The organism is Duganella callida, from assembly GCF_004614165.1.
Taxonomy (GTDB): domain Bacteria; phylum Pseudomonadota; class Gammaproteobacteria; order Burkholderiales; family Burkholderiaceae_D; genus Rugamonas; species Rugamonas callida.
The window spans coordinates 1-20,651 of record NZ_SPVG01000174.1; the positions used below are offsets into that span (position 1 = coordinate 1).

Here is a 20,651-nt window from a genome sequence, read left to right on the forward strand (position 1 = left end):
GCGCGGGCGTCTCGCCAGCGGCGTCCGCCCTGGTCTTGCGCTTGGGCTTGGCGGCCGCTTCGGCGGCAGGCGCGTCGCCGGCAGCGGCGGCATCGGCCGCGATCTGGGCCTTGGTACGGCGTTTGGGCTTGGCGACAACATCGGCCGCGGCTGCGTCGTTGACAGTGTCTGGGGTGTTAGGCTTGTTCATTATTCGTTTCGTGGTTGTGCTCAGCGTCAACCGTTAAATCTGGCGCAGGGCCGTGAGTCGTTAGTGCTTCCTGGTCGGGTTCCGGGCTTGCCCCGGCCGCTGCTGCGGCCACTGGCGACTCGCCGTCCGTCCCTTCTTCCGTTTGCTGCTCGGCGCCGGGCGCCGCTTTTTCAAAGTTCTCCTGCAGCGCGGCCTCCAGCGCTTCGATGCTGCGGTCGCCGTTCTGCATGTCGCTGATTTGCTGCAACGGCGGCAGCTGGGACAGCGCGTTCAGGCCCAGATCGTCGAGAAACTGCTTGGTGGTGCCCAGCAAGGCCGGGCGGCCGACGACGTCGCGGTAACCGATCACATCCACCCAGCCGCGGTCTTCCAGCATCTTGATGGTTTGCGAATTCACGGCCACGCCGCGGATTTCCTCGATATCCCCCCGCGTCACCGGCTGCCGGTAAGCAATGATGGCCAGGGTTTCCAGCGTCGCCCGCGAATAGCGCGGCGGTTTTTCGGGATGCAGCCGTTCGAGATAGATCTTCATCTCGGGGCGGCTCTGAAAGCGCCAGCCGGACGACAGGCTGATCACCTCCACACCCTTGCCGGCCCAGTCGGACCGCAATTCTTCCAGCAATTCCTTGATCGTGTCGGCGCCCACGCCGGGGCCGCGCGGCCGGTCCTGCTCATCCAGTTCGACAAACAGCTTCTTCAGACTGTGGATCGACAATGGTTCACGTGCGCATAGCAAGGCGGTTTCGAGGACTCGTTTAGCCTCAACTGTATCCATAAGCAAAATCGAAAGAAATCAATCATTTCAGCGAGGCTGGCGGGAGGTCTCGCTGAAGCTGCTTTTCCGACGCCAAGGCCTATGCGCACCCGGCGGGAGAGAGGGACATGCCTGCAATGGCCGCAGCCATCGCCTTCTACGTGAAACGTGGGCAGGAAGCCAGACGTTTCATCCAACAACGCGAATTGTACCTGATAAAACCGTAAAAAGCGCAACCGCTGTCACTGAAATGTAATTCGGCTTACTCGACGGCAAGTCTTTCGGACAAAATTGCGGAAACGCCAACAAACGCCGGATATTCCGCCGTGATCACCCAGGTCGGCACCGCCGCCAGGTATTTGTTGAAGCGGCCCTTGGCTTCGAAGCGCGCGCGGAAGCCGGAACGGTCGAAGCGCTCGCCGAGCTTCGGCACGATGCCGCCACCGATATAGATCCCGCCCTGCGCGCCCAGGGTCACGGCGATATTGCCGGCGATGGTGCCCAGCATGCAGCAGAAGGTTTCGATCGCCTCGTCACACAGCGGACACTCGCCGGCCAGCGCGCGACGCGAAATATCGGCGGCGCTGAGCTTTTCGGCGGTCTGGCCCTGGTGATCGGCCAGGGCGCGGTAAATCAGCTCGATGCCGGCGCCGGACATCAGGCGTTCGGCCGACACGTGCTCGAATTCCTTCCAGGCGAACTGCAGAATCGCCACTTCGGTGGCATTGGCCGGCGAGAAGGTCACGTGACCGCCTTCGCTGAGCAGCGCGGTCCAGCCATCCTTGCCCGGAATCAGGCCCGAAACGCCGAGACCGGTGCCGGCGCCGATCAGGCCCAGCGGCGTGCCCGGCACGCCGACGCCGCCGCCGACCTGATGTTTTTGCATTGCCGACAATTGCGGCAGCGAGCTGGCCAGCGCGGTGAAGTCATTCACCACCACCAGGGTATCGAAATTGACTTCGCGGCGCAGCGCCTCGATCGAGAATGCCCAGTGGTGGTTGGTCATACGCACCATGTCGCCGGTGACCGGATTGGCGATCGCAATCGCGCCGTTGCGGATGCCGGTGACGCCCGCCTGGGCGACGGTCGGCGAGGCCAGATACGCGACCAGGGCGGCGGCCAGGGTCGGGTAAGCGGCGCACGCCAGCACCTCGATCGCCTCAATCCGGCCCGGGGCGGTTTCCAGTGCAAAGCGCGCATTGGTGCCGCCGATATCCGCCAGCAAACGAGGGCCACCAGGGAAAACGGTGGTCAGGGAGGGAGGCGTTTGTACGGACTGAGCTGTCATGATGGATCGAAATGAGTTGAGGCTTAAAGCTTAAGGTATTTATACCATTGCAGGCAAGGGCGAATTTGTAGTTTTAGTACAGCTACGACGAGTTTGCCACAGAACACTGCATTACGGAATAATCCTTGCGTAGTATGACTACTCCGGGGTCAGGTCTTTCATTGCGTCACGGGCTCTGCCGTCGCGGCCAACGGCAGAGCCCGTGACGCAATGAAAGACCTGACCCCGGATTTGGAAGCGCTTCCATTTTCGTCGGAAAAATACGCCGCACGGTGGCGGCGCAGGCGCATCACGCGGACGCGGCGTTGTCTTCCGGCACTGTCTCGCGCTGGTTGCCGAAGGCGGCGTTCCAGGCGTCCAGGCCGCCGTGCAGCGGACGGGCACGGTGATAGCCGTGACTGATCAGACCTTTCGCCACGTGCGCGGCGGTGACGTCGTTGGGACAGCTGCAGTACACGATGATGTGCCGCCCCTTGTCCAGCGCGATGATGTCCGGCGTCGGCTCGCCACCATTGAACAGCAGCGCCCCCGGCACCGCCGGGTCCAGCATCTGCGCGGTCACGCTGCGCGCGTCGATCAAGACCGGTTCGTTGCCCTGCTCCATCAGATCCTTGAAATCGTCGATGGTGATGCGCTCGATTTCCACCGATTGGTGAAAGCGCTTGCGCTCGACATATTTGAACGTCACGAACAGCGCCAGCAGCACCAGCAGCACGATCAGCGCGGTGGTGCCCATGGTGCTCAGGATGTCCAGCACCTGGTCGACGCTGGTGTGGAAAAAGGCGCCGATGGCGATGCCGGTGCCGGCCCACAGGCAACTGCCCATCATGGCAAAGCCGACAAAGGTGCGGCCGCGCGTGCCCATGGCGCCCGCCAGCGGCGGCGCGATGATGTTGAAGCCGGGGATGAACTTGGCGACGATCAGCACTTTCGCGCCCCAGCGCGTGAAGTTGTCCTCGGTCTGGCTGACGCAGTAGTCGGGCGACAGCGAAATCTTGCACAGCAGTTTGAGGATGCGCTTGCCGTAGTAGCGCCCGGCGCGGAACCAGAAGGTGTCGCTGATCAGGCAGGCCAGCATGGCCACCGCCAGGATGGCGTACCACGGCGTGTCACCATCGACCGACATGGCGCCGGCCACGATCAGCACCGGAAAGGCAGGAATAGGCATGCCGATCTGCTCGATCAGCACGATCGCAAACACGATCAGGACGCCATATTCTTGAAGCAGGAGGATTAAATTCGCCATGCGGCTATCTTAACTTAAAAACCGCTTAACCGTGGCGCGGCATCACGCCAGCAACCGGCGACACCACCCGGTCCGCCACCTGAAAATACCAATAGTCAAGCACAATATTATGTTGCAATGCAGCAAAATATTGCTTTACAGCACAGTCTCCGCCTCTCCCTCCCGCCTACATGCGTTACGCAACGCAACAAAACTTTACAACGATGCGTGATTTTTTTACAAAATTTGTTGTTTTTCCACGTCAAAACCCTTGATTTTGTTTGACAAGCAATGTCACGCGGTGGTTTCATGCGCCCCTTCCGAAAAAGCTTTATTTATGGATATTTCGGAAAAATAAAGACTGACCGGCGGTTCCCCCATTTCCGCGTGGCCAGCCTGATTCTGTTTTTCTTTGGAGTTTTTTGTAATGATGATGGAAACAGTTTTATCCCGCTCCGTACGCCTGATGTTCGCAGGCTCGGTAGCAGCAGCCCTGGCCCAGCCAGCCTTCGCGCAGAACGCCGACACCTCGGCCGCGATCCAGCGCGTGGAAATCACCGGTTCGAGCATCAAGCGCGCTTCCGCTGAAACCGCCTCCCCGGTCCAGATCATCACCGCCGACGAGCTGAACAAGTCCGGCAAGACCACCGTGGCCGAGTTCCTGCAATCGCTGACCGTGGACGGCGCCGGCTCGCTGCCGACCGGCTTCGGCAGCGGCTTCGCTGCCGGCTCGACCGCGATCTCGCTGCGCGGCCTGGGCGCGACCTCGACCCTGGTGCTGCTGAACGGCCGCCGCATGGCGCCGTTCGCGCGCGCCGACGACGGCCAGAAGAGCTTCACCGACCTGTCGACCATCCCGATGAACATCGTCGAACGCATCGAAGTGCTGAAGGATGGCGCCTCGTCGACCTACGGCGCCGACGCGATCGCCGGCGTGGTCAACATCATCCTGCGCAAGGACTTCGAAGGTCTGTCGATCAAGGCCGACACCGGCGCCTCGCGTTACAGCGACGCCAAACAGAACAACATCGCCGTCACCTACGGCAAGGGCAACCTGGACGACGACAAGTACAACGTGGTGTTCAACGTCGAGTACAAGAAGTCGGACGAACTGGCCGCCTCGGACCGCAAGGACCGCGGCTGGATCGGCCACGGCGACATCCGTCCATGGGGCTACAACCAGAACACCCAGTACGTCGGCGGCTACATCACCAGCAACCCGTCGGCCAGCCCGACCGGCACCCTGCGCGATCCGAAGACCGGCAACTGGGTCTCGCTGCCAGGCTGCGCGCAGTTCTCGCCGATCGTCAAGCAGGACGCCAACGGCGGCTGCCTGTGGTCGCAGGACCAGTTCCGCGATCTGCAGCCGAACGTGGAAGCGCTGAACCTGTACACCCGCGGCACCCTGCAGGTGAACTCCGACCTGCAGGTGTACACCGAACTGGGTTACTCGACCCGCAACACCTCGTTCATGCTGGCGCCGGTGTCGGCCACCCCGACCGTGACCTACCCTGGCCACATCAACGTCTGGGCCAACGACCTGCTGATGTCCGGCAAGCACCCGCAAAATCCGTTCGGCGCCGACACCCGTCTGCGTTACTCGGAATTCGACCTGGGCCCGAGCAACCACATCGCCAACAACGACTTCAGCCGCATCGTGCTGGGCGCCAAGGGCAGCCACTTCGGCTGGGACTGGGATGCCGGCTACACCCACTCCGAATCCAAGCTGTACCTGGAGTGGACCAACCAGCTGAACATGAAGGTGCTGAAGGCCGCCCTGGGCGACCCGACCAGCCAGTACTTCCCGTACTACATCGGTTCGCAGGCGTACAAGAACCCGGCCTCGCTGTACGCGGCGCTGCGCGTGAACGCCACCTCGGATTCGACCACCAAGCTGGACATCGTCGACTTCAAGGCCTCGCGTGAACTGTTCGCTCTGCCTGGCGGCAACCTGGGCCTGGCGATCGGCGGCGAACACCGTCGTGAAAAGCTGGACAACCCTTCGCTGACCGGTTCGGAAGACGGCAGCACCAACATCTCCTACGTGGCCGCCAAGGGCGAAACCCGCGTGTCGGCCGTGTACGCCGAGGTGCTGGCGCCCGTGACCAAGACCGTGGAAGTGACCGGCGCGCTGCGTTACGACCACTACGACAACTTCAATTCGACCACCCCGAAACTGGGCGTGAAGTGGACCCCGATCAAGAGCTTCGCGCTGCGCGGCACTTACACCGAGGGCTTCCGCGCACCGGGCGTGGCGGAATCGAACCTGTCGAGCCAGTCGACCGGCAACTCGTCGGTGCAGGATCCGGTCCGCTGCCCGGGCGGCAAGCCGGCCGCCGGTGGCGGCACCTCGACCGACTGCCAGATCACCATTGGCGCGATCAAGGTCGGCAATCCTAACCTGGCGCCGGAAAAGTCCAAGGGCTACACCCTGGGCATGGTCTGGGATCCGCTGAACGACACCAGCATGGCGCTGGACGCGTGGAAGATCCGCCGCACCAACGAGATCAACCCGCTGTCCTACGTCGAAGCGGCGACCCTGCCGACCGCGATCCGCCTGGACAACAACCTGATCGGTGCTGACGGCAAGCCGATTCCGAACACCGGCACCCTGCTGGTCACCACCGCGCCATACCAGAACTCCAGCTACACCGAAGTCAAGGGTATCGACCTGGACCTGAAACAGCGTCTGCGCCTGGGCAACTACGGCAAGGCCACCCTGAACCTGGTGTGGTCGCACGTGGCTTCGTGGGTCCGCGCCGACAAGAACCAGGTGTTCCAGTTCGCCGGCACCCACGGCAACTGCGATACCTCGGATTGCGCCGGTACGCCGAAGGACAAGATCAACCTGATCGGCAGCTGGGATCTGGGCAACTGGAACGTGGCCGGTACCGTCAACTACCGTTCGGACATGAAGAACATCCGTTACGAAGGCGCCATCTGCGCCGTGACCTTCGCCAACGGCCAACCGGCTCCGAACGGCGCCTGCCGTCTGCCATCGTTCACCACGCTGGATCTGTCGACCCGCTACAACTGGAGCAAGTCGCTGCAGCTGTACGCGTCGATGAACAACGTGCTGGACAAGATCGCGCCGCTCGACGCGCTGACCTACGGCGGCATGAGCTTCAACCCGATGGACGCTTCCGGCGCCACCGGCCGTTACGTGAAGCTGGGCCTGCAGTACAAGTTCAACTAAGCGCCTGACGCCTTGAACCAACCCGGACCCGCCGCCAGGCGGTCCGGGTTTTTTATTGCCTGTCGTATAAATGTAACGAAATATAACAACATGAACCAAGATTCATGAAAATTGGCCGTCACCGACTTGGTGCGGCGCGCCAGAGATACGCTTCTTTTTTGATAGCAAGCCAAATTTCCTGTCGTGCCAGCAGCAAACGCACCAAATTAGAGCGATTTTTGCCACAAAATCATGCTCTTTATTGACGCGCAGTAAAGGAAACCAGCTAAGGGTTTCCGCGATGACAGCAATTCGCCCTGAATGATTTGATGAATCACCGAAACGAACGCTCATGTTTTTTTCGGATAACAAAAAACTACACACCCGTTGTTCATCGTTTTCATTTGGGAGTTACACAATATGATGGTTGAAACCGTATTATCGCGGTCGGTCCGCCTGATCTGCGCCAGTGGCCTGGCGCTGGGCATGCAGTCCGCCGTGGCACAGAGCACGAACGAGGCGCCAGTACATCGCGTGGAAATCACCGGCTCCAGCATCAAGCGCATCAGCGCCGAGGGCGCGCTGCCGGTGCAGACCCTGTCCAAGCTGCAGATCGAGCAAAGCGGCGCCACCAATGTGGCCGACCTGATCGCCACCCTGCCCTCGATGCAAGGCTTCACCACCTCGTCGATGTCGGTCAACGGCGGCGGCGGCGGCCTGCAGACTGCGTCCATCCACGCCATCGGCGAGGGCTATACTCTGGTGCTGCTGAACGGCCGCCGCCTGGCGCCGTCCACCTCGGGGTCCACCGTCAACCTGGCCAGCATCCCGCTGGCCGCAGTCGAGCGCGTCGAGATCCTGACCGACGGCGCCAACACCCTGTACGGCTCGGATGCGATCGCCGGCGTCGTCAACTTCATCCTCAAGAAAAATCAGACTGACGCCATCGTCGAAGCCTCGTACAGCCAGCCGCGCAGCAGCGGCGGCACCACCTCGACCGCCGCGATTTCCAAAGGCTGGGGCGACCTCGACAAGGACGGCTACAACCTGCTGCTGTCGGCGTCGCACGACGAAAGCAAGGCGGCCTACGCACGCGACAGCGCATTCTCGCAAAGCGGCGTGATCCCGTTCTATGCCAACGGCAAGGCCTACAGCCTGTACCAGCTGAGCTCGAACTCGATCCCGGGCACCGCCACCGTCAAGTACACCAAGGCCGATGGCAGCACCAGCAGCGCCGCCTTCAGCCCCAACCTGTTCGCCACCGGCGCCTGCAACGGCGCCAACCTGTTCAAGGTCGGCAACCGCTGCCTGTACGACTACGCGGCCACGGTGGAAAACACCCCGGGCCTGAAGCGCGACAGCGGCTTCGCCTCGCTGAACGTCAAGCTCAACGAGAGCACCAACTTCTTCGCCGAAGGCTTGCTTTCGTCGTTCAGCAACACCGCGCAGTACGCGGCGCCGGCGCAACCGCTGGGCTTGCCGCTGAGCAGCCCGCTGTACGCCAAGTACATCCGTCCCTACCTGACACGGTTGGGCGTGCCGGCCGGCGCCACCGTCAACAGCGTGACCATGAATCTGCGCCTGGTCGATGCCGGCGGCCGCGCCGACGAGTACAAGACCATCGCCAGGCACCTGGCCTTCGGCTTCGAGGGCAGCTACCGCAATATCGACTGGCGCGGCGCTTACACCCACTCGGAAAACAAGCAGACCGACACCGCCGCCGGCGGCTACATGAGCCTGAACATGTTCGATGCGCTGGTCGCGGCCGGCAAGTTCGACCCGTTCGCGCCCCCCGGCAATTCGAAGGACGTGCTGGCCCCGGCCGTGCTGCACAACGAATTCAGCGTGACCAAGTCGAAGATCGACATGCTGCAGGCCGGCGCCTCGACCGAGGTGTTCAAGCTGCCGGCCGGCGTGGCCCAGCTGGCGGTCGGCGCCGACTTCACCCAGCAGAAATACGAGGAAGCACCGGACGCCTATTCGCAGGGCCAGAACAAGCAGCAGCCGACGTTTACCGACGCCATCGTCGGCGGCAGCGCCGGCGCGCTGCCGATCGACGCCAAGCGCAACAACTGGGGGGCCTACGGCGAGCTGCTGCTGCCGGTGCTGCGCAACATGGACCTGACCGTGTCCGGCCGTTATGACGACTTCAGCGCCGTCAGCAACAGCAAGAACTTCGACAGCGACGGCAACCTGATCGCGCCGGGCAAGCAGGGCGAGTCGGCCAGCAAGGCCACCTACAAGCTGGCGCTGCGCTGGAATCCGCTGGAGTCGGTACTGATCCGCGGCTCCTACGGCACCGGCTTCAAGGCGCCAACAATGAGCAACATCGTCAAGCCGCTGGTCAACGGTGGCTCGTCGCAGTTCCATGCCTGCCCGATCACCAGCGCCAGCGACCCGCGCTACAAGCTGTGCAACCCGGGCTCGTCGGAGTATGGCCTGCTGAAAGGCGGCAACGCCGCCATCGGCGCGGGCGCGCTGCGTCCCGAGCAGTCGAAACAGGCGACCCTGGGAGTGCGCTTCGAGCCGGTCAGCAGCGTCTCGCTGGGCTTCGACTGGTGGGACGTGAAGCTGCGCGACCAGATCCAGACCCTGTCGGAAGACCTGGTGTTCAACAATCCGGCCGTGTACGACAGCCTGCTGCGCACCTACTTCGACCCGATCCAGAAGCAGAATGTGCTGGTGGCGGCGCTGACCCCGTTCAACCTGGCCAGCTCGCATTACCAGGGCATCGACTGGGACCACAGCTACAAGAGCGGCACGCCGTGGGGCAAGTTCAACCTGCAGTGGACCGGCACCTTCATGACCAAGGCCGAACAGACCACGCCCGGCAGCGGCCTGGAGAAGAACATCGGCCGCTTCAACTCCTACTCGGAGGTGACCTTCCGCTGGATTTCCAAGCTGACCGCCTCGCTCAACACCGGCCGCTTCACGCACGCGCTGACCGCCAACTACCATTCGGGCTACACCGACCAGGTGTACAACGAGGATGACTCGGTGGTGCGAGAAGTGCTGGCCGACGGCTCGCTGGGCGACTACGTGCCGATCAAGCGCCAGGTGTCTTCGTACACCACGTTCGACTGGCAGACCAAGGCGCAGCTGAGCAAAAGCTTCACGCTCACGGCCGGCGTCAAGAACCTGGCCGACATCAACCCGCCGTTCACCATCCGCAACGCGGGCGGCGGCAACCAGTCGGGCTACGATGGCCGCTACACCGATCCGCTGGGCCGCCAGTTTTACCTGAATGGCGCGTTCAAATTCTGAGCGCGCAAAAAAAATTCCCGGCCGAGGCCGGGAATTTTTTGCACCGTCAGAACGTTCAGAACTTGTAGTTGCCGGTGATGTAGAACGAACGGCCGGCTGGATCGGCGTAACGGCCGTCGTAACCGATCTGGTTGCCGCCGCCGGCGTTCTGCAAGGTGAACGGCGGATTGCGGTCGAACAGGTTCTTGATGCCGGCAGTCAGGGCGAACTTGCCGAAGTCGTATTTGCCCTGCCAGTCGAAGGTGGTGTACGACGGCACCCACAGGCCGGCGAAGGCCACGGTGTCGCCCACGCTGCCATCCGGATTCACGGCGAACACGGCGGTATCCAGCGGGTACGACTGGTCATGGTAGCCCGACTTGTAGTGCGCGGTCAGCGTATTGCTCAGCTTGCCGGTGGTCAGGCTCAGGCTGATGTTGCTCTGGACGCGGAACACCACGTTGTTGTCCTGGCCGAACTGGCCCAGGTCCGAGTACACGGTGCCGCCGGCCGACACGGTGTAGTTCTGCTTGAGCATGTAGGTGCCGTTCCAGGTGGCGCGCACGTCGCCGACCGGGGTCTTGGTGCGGTAGCTGAAGTCCCAGTCGACGCCGCGGTAGTTGGCCACACCGCCGTTCACCGGCGCCAGCAGGTAGGCGATGGTGGTGTAACCGGCCGGATCAGGATACGGATTCACGAACAGGTTTTTGTACTGCTGTGGATTCTTGAAGCCTTCCTGTTCCGGCACACCGGCCGACAGCACCTGGTTGCGGATCTGCACGTTCCACAGGTCCAGGCCCAGCGACAGGCCGCGCAGCGGTTCAATCCGGCCGCCGAACAGCCATTGCTTGGATTTCTCCGGCTGCAGACCCTCCGCGCCGCTGCGGTTGTTAGGACCAATCAGCAGGTCGTACTGCGCCTGGCCGACCTGACAGCCTGGCGAGCCAGGGAATGGGCAAGCGTAGCTGCCGGCGGTGCTGCCGTTGAAGGTGTTGGCGCCGGCGACGTCGCTCAGGTTCGGCGCCTTGAAGCCGGTGGCATAGGACGCGCGCAGCAGCACGGTATCGACCGGGGTCCACTTGCCGCTGACCTTGTAGGTGCCGGCGCTGGAATCGTTGCCGATGTCGCCACTCGGCAGACGCGGGATCAGGCCGGAGGCATCCGGCAAGGTGGCGAAGTTATTATCGCTGTGCACTTTGTCATAGCTGTCATAACGGCCGGCCGCGGTCAGCTCCAGGGTCTTGGTGACCGGGAAGTTCATCTCGGTGAACACGCCCCAGTTGTCGCGCTTGGCGCTGAACGGCACCTGGCCGTAGCTGCCGCCGACCGGGTAGTCAGCCGACGCCGGCTGGGTGACGAAGCCCGAGTTGGACAGGATCAGCGGGCTGTAATCGGTCTGGTACTTGGTCTTCGAATAGTCCGCACCCAGCGCGATGATGGAGGTGCCGCCCGGCAGGTTGAACAGGTCGTGCTGCGCGCCGACGTGGGCCGTGTTCAAGGTCGACTTGGTGCGCGAGAACACGTAGTTGTTCAGCAGCGCGCCTTTCAGCAGGTCGGCGCCCTGGCCGGTGACCGGATCGTATTTGCCGGCCGCGACCAGCGCTTCCAGCTGGTCGTAGTCCGAATAGCCGCCGGCCGAGACGTCTTTCAGCTTGGTCTGCGACAGCACCAGCGAAGCATTGTACAGCCAGCCGAACGCCGCGCCGTCGATACCAGTCGAGAAGTGACGGGCATTGGTGTTGTACTCGTCGGCACGGCCGCCGATCAGCACCGAGCGGTATCCCAGGGTAGCGGTGCCGTCAGGATTTTCCAGGCCGTGCGCGGCCAGGTAAGGCACCACGTATTTGTTGTACAGCGAGGGGAAACGGGTGGTGGCGTTGACGCCCATCGGCTGGGCCGACGGCGCGTACTGCGCGGTCATCGCAAAGCTGGACAGTACCAGCTCGGCCCAGGCGGTGGTATCGTCATTGATCTTCAGCGTGCCTTTCAGCAGGCCGGAATCGCGGCGGTTGCCCGGTACGTCTTCCACCGTCGAGGCGTAGTTGAAGCGGCACTGGTCGCCCAGGGGGCCGGCCAGCGCGCTGCCGCAGTTGCCATTGGCGGCCAGGTAGGGGTTGATCGCGTAGCCGGTTGGATCGGCCTTCGAGCCGATGGGGCGCGCGTTGAACGTGATGTTGGCCGGCTCGGTGTTGCCGGTGCGCTGGTCGAAGTAGTACTGTTTGCCGCCACTATTGAATTTGAAGAAGGCGCCCTTGGCCGAGAAGTCGCGCTGCAGCGCGGTGATGCGCTGCAGTTCTTCGTGGCTGTACGAGGCCAGCACGTTCCAGCGGTCGGTTTCCAGGTCGCCCCAGCCTTTCGATACGCCGGCGCTGCTCCATTTGCCGCCGTTTTCCTTGGGCTGGCCGTAGGTCGCGTACGCTTCGCCCTTGGTCAGGTTTTTCTTCAGAATGAAGTTGACCACGCCGGCGATCGCGTCCGAGCCATAGGTGGCCGAAGCGCCGTCGGTCAGGATCTCGACGCGCTCCACCGCTTCCAGCGGAATGCTGGACAGGTTGACCGCATAGCCGCCGCCCTGGCCGTTGCCGATGGCGCTGGGCGCCACGCGCTGACCATCCAGCAGCACCAGCGTGTATTTCGACGGCAGCGAGTGCAGCGCCGCGGTGGTGACGCCGGCGCCGCCGCCGTTCACCGAGCTGGACGACGGCACGAAGCCCTGCATCTGTGGCAGCATCTGGATCAGATCGGTCGCGGAGGTGGCCCCGGTCTGCTTGATTTCGGCGGCGGTCAGCACCTGCACCGGCAGCGCGCCTTCCTGCTGGATGCGCTTGATCGACGAACCGGTGATCTCGACGCGCTGGATCGCCTGGCCTTCGGCCGGCGCGTCCTGCGCCATGGCCGGCAATGCCAGCAAGCCCAGGCCGGCAACGACGCCGCCCGAGAACATCAAACGCAGGGAACGGGACAGCACTCTTTCTTGAATCATGACTAACCTCCGATTTGGACTTTTTGTAAGATGCACAAAGCTGGTGCGCCTGAGGCTGGGTCAGCCCCGCCAGCGCAACAAACTGATACGGTTTTTGGAAAGACCGATTGGAAGGTGTTCAATGACACCAACCATTTAATATAAAAACATGCGCATGAAACCAGGTCAACTATACAACCGGCAAGTTTGGCGCTCTTACAACAGTCTTGAAAGCCAAGCGCAAAAAAAAACCGCCCGACTGGCGTCGGGCGGCTGGGAGTTGCCGGATTCGAAAATACAGCCCTGGTTTAGAAGGTGTAGTTCGCGCCCAGCGAGAAGAAGCGGCCGACCGCACCAGTTTGGTGCAGCGACGGGTTGTACGGCGCATTGGTGCCGGACGCGATCGAGGTGCCGCCGTAGGTCTGGGCATCGATCGGCGGTTGACGGTCGAACAGGTTGACGATCGAGCCGCGGATGGTCAGGTTCTTGTTGACCTTGTACGCCATGTTGAGGTTGGTGGACGTGAACGAGCTGACGCGGCAGTAGTGGGTCGGATAGTTGTTGCCGTTCGCGAAGTAGTTATTCGAGTTCTGCAGCGAATCCTCACAGGTATCGTTGGCGCCGCCGGTCGACGGGTCCAGCACGCTATAGCTGTCGATCCAGTTCACCGTGGCGGTGGCGTTGAACGGCCCCTTGTCGTAACCCAGGGTCAGCTGCGCGCGGTTCTTCGGATTGCCGGTGTCGCCGGAAATCACGGTCGGGCCGTGGGTGCCGGCCAGCTGGTAATCCTGGCCGTTGGCGGTCAGCGTGTAGCTGATCATGTGGGTCCAGTCCAACCCGACCTTCAGATTGCCGTACTCGCCCATCTTGAACCTGTAGCTCGAGTTGAGGTCGACACCGGTGGTCTTGGTGCTGTTGGCGTTGACGTAACCCGAGTTGGCATACAGGATGGGACCGACGCTCGGGGTTTCGGTGTGACCGTCAGCATAGGTCAGCGGGATCGGCGTGCCGCGCACGTACTGCGGATCGTAGCCCGGCAGCGAGGCTTCGGTCACGATCTGGTTGTCGATCTTGATCGAGTAGTAGTCGATGGTGGTGCTCCAGCCTTTCACCGGCTCCAGGATCATGCCGAACGAGCCCGATTTGGATTTCTCCGGCTGCAGATCCTTGGTGGTGACCTGAACGTAGGCCGGCGAGAACGAGCAGTACTGCGGCACGGTCTTGGCCGGATCGCCCTTCGGACCGTTGGCGCACAGCACCGGGTCGGCGATGGTGTTGTACGAGAAGGTCGAGCCGGCGGTGCCGTTCTCGGCCGCGTTTGGTGCGCGGAAGCCCTTGCCGTAGGTGCCGCGGAAGGTGACCATTTCCGATGGCGACCACTTGGCGCCGATCTTCGGCGTGCTCGAGCTGCCGTAGGTGTCGAAGTGGTCGTAACGGCCGGACAGGTCCAGCTCCAGGGTCTTCAGCACCGGCGCCACCAGTTCGAAGTAGGCCGCCGCGTTCTTTTCCTCGCCGATCACGAAGGCCGCGTTACCGTTGATCAGACCGCTCGACAGCTGGTCGGCCGCCGGCGCGTTGAGTTTTTTCTGGATGTAGGTGCCGCCGACCGAGATCGCCAGGTCGCCGCCCGGCAGCGCGGTCAGGGTACGGGTGCCGCGCAGGTCGACAAAGTCCAGCTCGTCGTTCTGCTTGCCGCTGAACACAGGGGCGATCTTCGCGTTCACATCGGCGCTGTTGCCGCCGGTGATCTTGTACGGGTTGGCCGGATCGTTGAGCGCGTTGTACAGCGCCTGGCGGTCGACATAGCCATGGTAGGTCTGCTCGGTCTCGACCTTGGTGTAGCCGGCGTAGGCCGCCACGTCCCAGGCGCCAATGTTGCCGGTCAGCTCGGCGACCAGGCGGTAGGATTTCGAATCGACGTCGTTGATACGCGCGCCGATGTCAGTCAGATAGCCGTACACGCGCGCCGGCGCGCCGGTGGTGTTGCCCGGATAGTTGGCCGGCACCAGGAACGACGAAATCACGCCGACCTGGTGCGGGATGATGCCGGGACCGATCGAGGTGTTACCCACGTAGCTGCCGGGCGGGTAGGCGACCGGGGTCGATTCCACCGAGTCCTTGCTCTCCAGCATGGACGCCTTGACGTTCAGCTGCCAGCCATCGCTGAGCTTCTTGGTGAAGCCGGCCAGCACGTTGATGTTTTCGGTCTTTGGCTGCAGCTGCGCCCATGGATCGACGAAGGTGCACTGGTTGGCCTGCAGCGCCGCGTAGTTGGCGCAGCCGCCCGAATAGAACGCATAGTTGGCCGCATTGCCGGCGCCGCCGGCGCCGGCCGGGTTGTACAGGTAAGGCTGGTAGGTGCGCGGCAGCGGCGTGATGGCGTTGACCGCGCCAGGGGTCAGGTCGATACCGCCTTCGCTGGTCCAGTTGGTCTTGGCCCAGTCCTTGCCGGCGCGCTGGGTCAACATGATCGGATCCTGCTTGCGGTATTCGATGGTGCCGAACACGTTGTAGCCGTCCGCCTCGACATCGCCGATGCCGTGGGTGGCGGTGACGTGCACGGTACGGCCGCCGCCAGCCTGGGTGCCGCCGCCTTCAGCCGACAGCGCGGTGCCCTTGTATTCCTTCTTCAGGATCACGTTGACCACGCCGGCGATCGCGTCCGAGCCGTAGGCGGCCGAGGCGCTGTCCTTGAGGATATCGATGCGCTCGATGGCGTCGAACGGGATGTTGGAAATGTCGACGAAGGAGCGCTGGCCGTCGTCCGACAGCGGATACGGCGCCATGCGGTGGCCGTCGATCAGCACCAGGGTGGCGCCCACGGTCAGGCCGCGCAGCGAGATGCCGCTGGCGCCGCCGGCGAAGGCGCGGTTGAAACTCTGGGAAATCGTGCCCTGGCCGTTGGCGGTAATGTCGCGCAAGGCTTCGGAGACCGAGGTGTAGCCGGTCTTCTTCAGATCGTCAGCGGTGAGCACCTGGACCGGGCTCGGGGTTTCCTTGTCCGCGCGCGAGATGTAGGAGCCGGTCACCACCACGCGCTGGACCTCGCCGCTGTCCGCGCCCTGACTTTGCTGGGCGCTGGCCGGAAACACCACCGCCGCCGACAATGCACCACTGGCCACCACTTGCAGGACTGCCAGGGGCATCGATTTCAATTTCAAATTCATCAAGAACTCCCTCGAGATGCTTCTGTTTAAGAATTTTCAGGATCAACAACCTGATCAATTCATCAAAACATGGCGCCTGAACGAGGGTCAACGCGGGCTCTGTAGCGTAATGTAAGCAAGTTTAAACCAGCAGACACAAACGGCCGGTTACATCCTTCAACTATGTTAAGTTCGAATATGGTTATTACGTATAAAACAGATGCTTAGCGACCGAACGATCTGCGTTACATCTTGCAACATTTAGTGGAATATTTGTGTTGTCTTTAAACCACCCGCGGTTTGCACGGCAGGCAACGGAAAATAAAAAAGCTCCGGTTTGGCCGGAGCTTGTTCATAAAACCTGAATGTCGCCGGTTTTTATTTGGCGGCCGCTTCGGCCGCGAGATTGGCCAGACGCCGCTGGCGCACCGCGCCGGCCAAGCCCTGCAGCACCTGCACGCTGCTGTCCCAGTCGATGCAGCCATCGGTGACGGATTGGCCATACGTCAATTCCTTGCCCGGCACCAGATCCTGGCGGCCCGCCACCAGGTGCGACTCCACCATCACGCCGACGATGCGGTTCTCGCCGCCCGCCACCTGGCTGGCGATGTCGGCGCAGACCGGGACCTGGTTTTCCGGCTTCTTCGAACTGTTGGCGTGCGAGGCGTCGATCATCAGGCGCGGCGCCAGCCCCTGCGCGGCAATCGCCTTGCAGGCCTCCTCGACGCTGGCGGCGTCGTAATTGGGCGTCTTGCCGCCGCGCAGGATGATGTGGCAATCCTCGTTGCCGTTGGTCGAGACGATGGCCGAGTGGCCGCCCTTGGTCACGGACAGGAAATGGTGCGGCTGCGAGGCAGCCTTGATCGCGTCCACCGCGATGCGCACATTGCCGTCGGTGCCATTCTTGAAGCCCACCGGGCACGACAGGCCGGAGGCCAGCTCGCGGTGCACCTGCGATTCGGTGGTGCGGGCGCCGATCGCGCCCCAGCTGATCAGGTCGGCGATGTACTGCGGGCTGATCACGTCGAGGAACTCGGTGCCGGCCGGCAGGCCGAGCTCGTTGATGTCGCGCAGCAGTTCGCGCGCCATGCGCAGGCCGTCGTTGATGCGGAAGCTGTTGTCCATGTAGGGATCGTTGATCAAGCCCTTCCAGCCGACCGTGGTGCGCGGCTTTTCGAAATACACGCGCATGACGATTTCCAGATCGGCGCTGAGCTCGCGGCGCAGCTGTACCAGGCGGCGCGCGTACTCCATCGCCGCCTTCGGATCGTGGATCGAGCACGGGCCGATCACCACCATCAGCCGGTCATCCTGGCCGTGCAGGATGCGGTGCAGGGCGTTGCGTGCGCCGGCCGCGGTCTGCTCCGCCGCGTCGGTGCAGGCAAACTCGCGGATCAAATGCGATGGTGGCGTCAGTTCCTTCATCTCGCGGATGCGCAAATCGTCGGTGCGGGGCATTGCTGTTCTCCAGTGGTCTAAAAATGTCGGGGTAAAAAAAAACCGCCTCGGGGGAGGCGGTTTTTTCGGGATTCTGCGGGACTCGTCTTGCTTCTACGTGCACCGGCCGCTACTCCACCGCCTTGAGGGTTGGATAGCTAAAGTAAAACCAGCCGGTAAAGAAGAATTTGCTCATGGATTGACTATAACGCCATCTTTCGCGCCTTGGCAAGCGATTTTTTTTCGGCCGGAAAGCCTCCCTACAAAACTTTACACCCTCCACAGCGCGGTTAACGTCTTATCCATTGTGACTGATTGTAATGGCGGCCGGGCGGCGGCATGCGGGCTGCGGCCGGCGCCGGAGCGATAGGCAAAATTCCGTCTTTACATGTGCGTTTGTTTGCTACTGTTGGATATCTGCATATTTATCTTTCGGTCATTGTTTGCCCCTCCCAATGAATGTTTTGATGAAGACCCCTTCCCCAAAACAAATCTCAGGAGTGACACACCCATGATGATAGAAAGAGCTCTGACCCGATCTCTGCGCCTGATGTTCGCCGGCAGCCTGGCCGTCGGCATGCACGCCGCCTTGGCCCAGACCGAAGACGGCGCCATCCAGCGCGTCGAAGTGACCGGTTCCAGCATCAAACGGCTGGCCAGCGAAACGGCGCTGCCGATCACCACCATCAAGGCATCCGACTTCGAAAAGCAGGGCCTGAGCACCGCCGCCGAGGTGATGAACACCATCTCCATGAACCAGAGCTCGACCGGCAGCAGCCAGTCGGTGGGCTCGGGCACCGGCGGCATCGCCACCGCTGACCTGCGCGGCCTGGGCAGCAACAAGACGCTGGTGCTGCTCAACGGCCGCCGCATCGCCAGCCACCCATTCAACGGCTCCTCGGTCGACCTCAACATCATTCCGGTATCGGCGCTGGAGCGGGTCGAAGTGCTGCGCGACGGCGCCTCGGCCATCTACGGCACCGACGCCATCGGCGGCGTGATCAATTTCATCACCAAGCGCTCGTTGACCGGCGCTACCGTCAGCGTCGAACGCTACCAGCCGCAGGCCAGCGGCGCCGGCGGCGAATCGCGCCTCAACCTGTCGGGCGGCTACGGCGATCTCGATAAAGATGGTTACAACCTGTTCGGCGTGGTCGATCTGCACAAGCAGACCGCGCTGGCCGCCGCCGACCGCGATTTCTCCAGCACCAGCGTGCGGCCGGACAAGGGCATCAACAACAGCAGCGGCACCTCGCAGCCGGGCAACTTCTATTCGGCCAACGGCATCACCGGCAACCCGTACTACGGCAGCGGCTGCGTCGGCAAGGGCCTGATCAAGAACGGCAACGGCACCTGCCGCACCGACACCACCGCCTACATCCAGGACATCCCCAAGACGCAGCAGGAATCCTTCCTCGGCAAGGCCACCTTCAAACTCAGCGATGAAAACGTCGCCACCGTCGAATACCTGCACAGCCGTTCGACCAACCAAAGCAGCATCGCGCCCTCGCCGCTGACCGGCATCACCATGACCTCGGCCAGCCCCTACTATCCGGGCGGCAGCGGCGGCGTGCCTGCCGTGGCCGGGCTGACCGGCGAAAACCTGACCATCAACTGGCGCACTGTGGCGGCCGGCAACCGCATGGGCTACGACACCTCGATCTCCGACCGGCTGGTGCTGGCGTCGGAAGGTCTGGTGGCCGGCTGGGATTACAACGTCGGCCTGACCTATGGCGTCAGCAAGGCATCCAGCGCCTTCATCGGCGGCTACACCAACGACTCGCTGATGAAGGCGGGCGTGCTGAGCGGCATCCTGAATCCGTTCGGCGAGCAGTCGGCCGAGGGCGCCGCCTACATCGACAACGCCCAGCTGCGCGGCGAATACCTGGCCGCGCGCATGACCAGCATCGGCCTCGACGGCAAGATCAGCCGCGAGATTTACCAGCTGCCCGCGGGCGGCGTCGGCTTCGCGATCGGCAGCGAATTCCGTCACGATAAAGCAACGTATGACGTGAACACCGCCCTCGCCTCGCAGGCGTCGAGCTCGGGCTACGCCGATGCGCAGGACCAGGCCGGCCAGCGCAACATCGCCGCGCTGTATTCGGAACTGAGCGTACCGCTGCTGAAGAACCTGGAACTGTCGGCGGCCGCGCGCTACGACCACTACAACGACGTCGGCGGCAGCTTCAATCCCAAGATCGGCCTGCGCTGGGAGGCCAGCAAGCAGCTGCTGTTCAGGACTTCCTACAACACCGGCTTCCGCGCGCCGACGCTGTACGACCTGCATGGCCCGGCCACCTCCACCTTCACCAGCAACGCCTACGACGATCCGGTGCTGTGTCCGGGCGGCGTGGCGGCGGCCGGCGCCAATCCGAACGTGGCCTGCAACCAGCAGCAGTACATCCGCAGCGGCGGCAACCCCAACCTGAAGCCGGAAAAATCCAAGACCTTCGCGCTGGGCGCCGTGTTCGAGCCGACCAACGCGGTCAGCGTCTCGCTGGACTATTTCAACATCAAGATCCGCGACAAGATCGGCACGGTGGCAGAGCAGACCATCTTCGACAACTACGAGAAATACCAGAGCTACTTCGTCTACTCGGCCGACGGCAAAACGCTGCAGTACGTGAACGCGGTGCTGGACAACCTGGGTGAAGTGAAGACTTCGGGCATCGACACCAGCCTGCGCTGGAAGCTGCCGCGCAGCGCCTACGGCAACTTCGTATTCCAGTTCGACGGCACCTGGGTGCACAGCTACAAGTACCAGAACGAGACGGGCGGCGAATTCGTGGAAAACGTCGGCGTGTATGGCGACAACGCGCCGGTGTTCCGCTGGAAGCACAACGCCACGCTGACCTGGAAGAAAGGAGTGTGGAGCGCGAGCCTGGCCAACAAATTCCTGAGCGGCTACGAGGACCAAAACGCGGTGGACGAAGCTTACTACCACCACGTGCGGGCTTACTCGACCTACTCGCTGTCGGGCAGCTACAGCGGTTTCAAGCACACCGACCTGACGGTCGGCATCAAGAACCTGTTTGACAGCAATCCGCCGTACACCAACCAGGGCACCACCTTCCAGAGCGGCTACGATCCACGCTACACCGATCCGCTGGGCCGCACCTTCTACGTGAAAGCGTCCTACAAGTTCTAAAATCCGGGGTCAGTTCTGCCAATCGCACACGAGCCCAGCCGTAGCGTCCGCTACGGCTGGGCTCGTGGGCGATTGGCAGAACT

11 protein-coding genes are annotated in these 20,651 nt (G+C 62.7%); 3 read left to right on the top strand and 8 right to left on the bottom strand.

Going from position 1 to position 20,651, the window contains the following annotated elements:
- The 4 genes from E4L98_RS16805 to E4L98_RS16820 all read right to left on the bottom strand — a co-directional run.
- A partial coding sequence (locus E4L98_RS16805) for a hypothetical protein (RefSeq protein WP_135202699.1) occupies positions 1-190 on the bottom strand: 190 nt, incomplete at its 3' end.
- Positions 177-965, bottom strand: a complete 789-nt coding sequence (gene scpB, locus E4L98_RS16810; protein WP_135202700.1) for an SMC-Scp complex subunit ScpB — start codon at positions 963-965, stop codon at positions 177-179. The genes E4L98_RS16805 and scpB, both read right to left, overlap by 14 nt.
- A 241-nt stretch (positions 966-1,206) precedes the next feature.
- The gene (locus E4L98_RS16815) at positions 1,207-2,232 is read right to left on the bottom strand and encodes a glucokinase (RefSeq protein ID WP_135202701.1); all 1,026 of its coding nucleotides are present in this window, start codon (positions 2,230-2,232) and stop codon (positions 1,207-1,209) included.
- Positions 2,233-2,521: 289 nt separating this feature from the next.
- Positions 2,522-3,478, bottom strand: coding sequence for a VTT domain-containing protein (locus E4L98_RS16820; protein ID WP_135202702.1), 957 nt, complete (start codon positions 3,476-3,478; stop codon positions 2,522-2,524).
- Between the two features lie 406 nt (positions 3,479-3,884).
- Between E4L98_RS16820 and E4L98_RS16825 the strand changes: the two genes are divergently transcribed.
- Entirely contained in the window at positions 3,885-6,653 is a 2,769-nt protein-coding gene (locus tag E4L98_RS16825) for a TonB-dependent receptor (protein ID WP_229257426.1), read from the top strand.
- Positions 6,654-6,755: 102 nt separating this feature from the next.
- Here E4L98_RS16825 and E4L98_RS16830 read toward each other — a convergent pair whose 3' ends face one another.
- Positions 6,756-6,986: a hypothetical protein gene (locus E4L98_RS16830; protein WP_135202703.1), complete on the bottom strand. Its 231-nt coding sequence runs from the start codon at positions 6,984-6,986 to the stop codon at positions 6,756-6,758.
- Between the two features lie 66 nt (positions 6,987-7,052).
- Here E4L98_RS16830 and E4L98_RS16835 point away from each other — a divergent pair, with 66 nt between their 5' ends.
- A complete protein-coding gene (locus E4L98_RS16835) occupies positions 7,053-9,896 on the top strand; it encodes a TonB-dependent receptor domain-containing protein (RefSeq protein WP_135202704.1) in 2,844 nt (947 codons plus the stop codon).
- A gap of 55 nt (positions 9,897-9,951) precedes the next feature.
- Here E4L98_RS16835 and E4L98_RS16840 read toward each other — a convergent pair whose 3' ends face one another.
- The 3 genes from E4L98_RS16840 to aroG form a co-directional block, all read right to left on the bottom strand.
- On the bottom strand, positions 9,952-12,858 hold the full coding sequence (locus tag E4L98_RS16840) for a TonB-dependent receptor domain-containing protein (RefSeq protein ID WP_135202705.1): 2,907 nt from the start codon (positions 12,856-12,858) through the stop codon (positions 9,952-9,954).
- Positions 12,859-13,145: 287 nt separating this feature from the next.
- Complete coding sequence (locus E4L98_RS16845; RefSeq protein WP_135202706.1) at positions 13,146-16,004, bottom strand: TonB-dependent receptor; 2,859 nt, start codon at positions 16,002-16,004, stop codon at positions 13,146-13,148.
- Between the two features lie 357 nt (positions 16,005-16,361).
- Complete coding sequence (aroG, locus tag E4L98_RS16850) at positions 16,362-17,441, bottom strand: 3-deoxy-7-phosphoheptulonate synthase AroG (RefSeq protein ID WP_135202707.1); 1,080 nt, start codon at positions 17,439-17,441, stop codon at positions 16,362-16,364.
- Between the two features lie 490 nt (positions 17,442-17,931).
- Between aroG and E4L98_RS16855 the strand changes: the two genes are divergently transcribed.
- Positions 17,932-20,568 (top strand): TonB-dependent receptor, encoded by a 2,637-nt coding sequence (locus E4L98_RS16855; RefSeq protein WP_167761356.1) that lies wholly within the window; start codon positions 17,932-17,934, stop codon positions 20,566-20,568.
- The last annotated feature ends 83 nt before the right edge of the window (positions 20,569-20,651 follow it).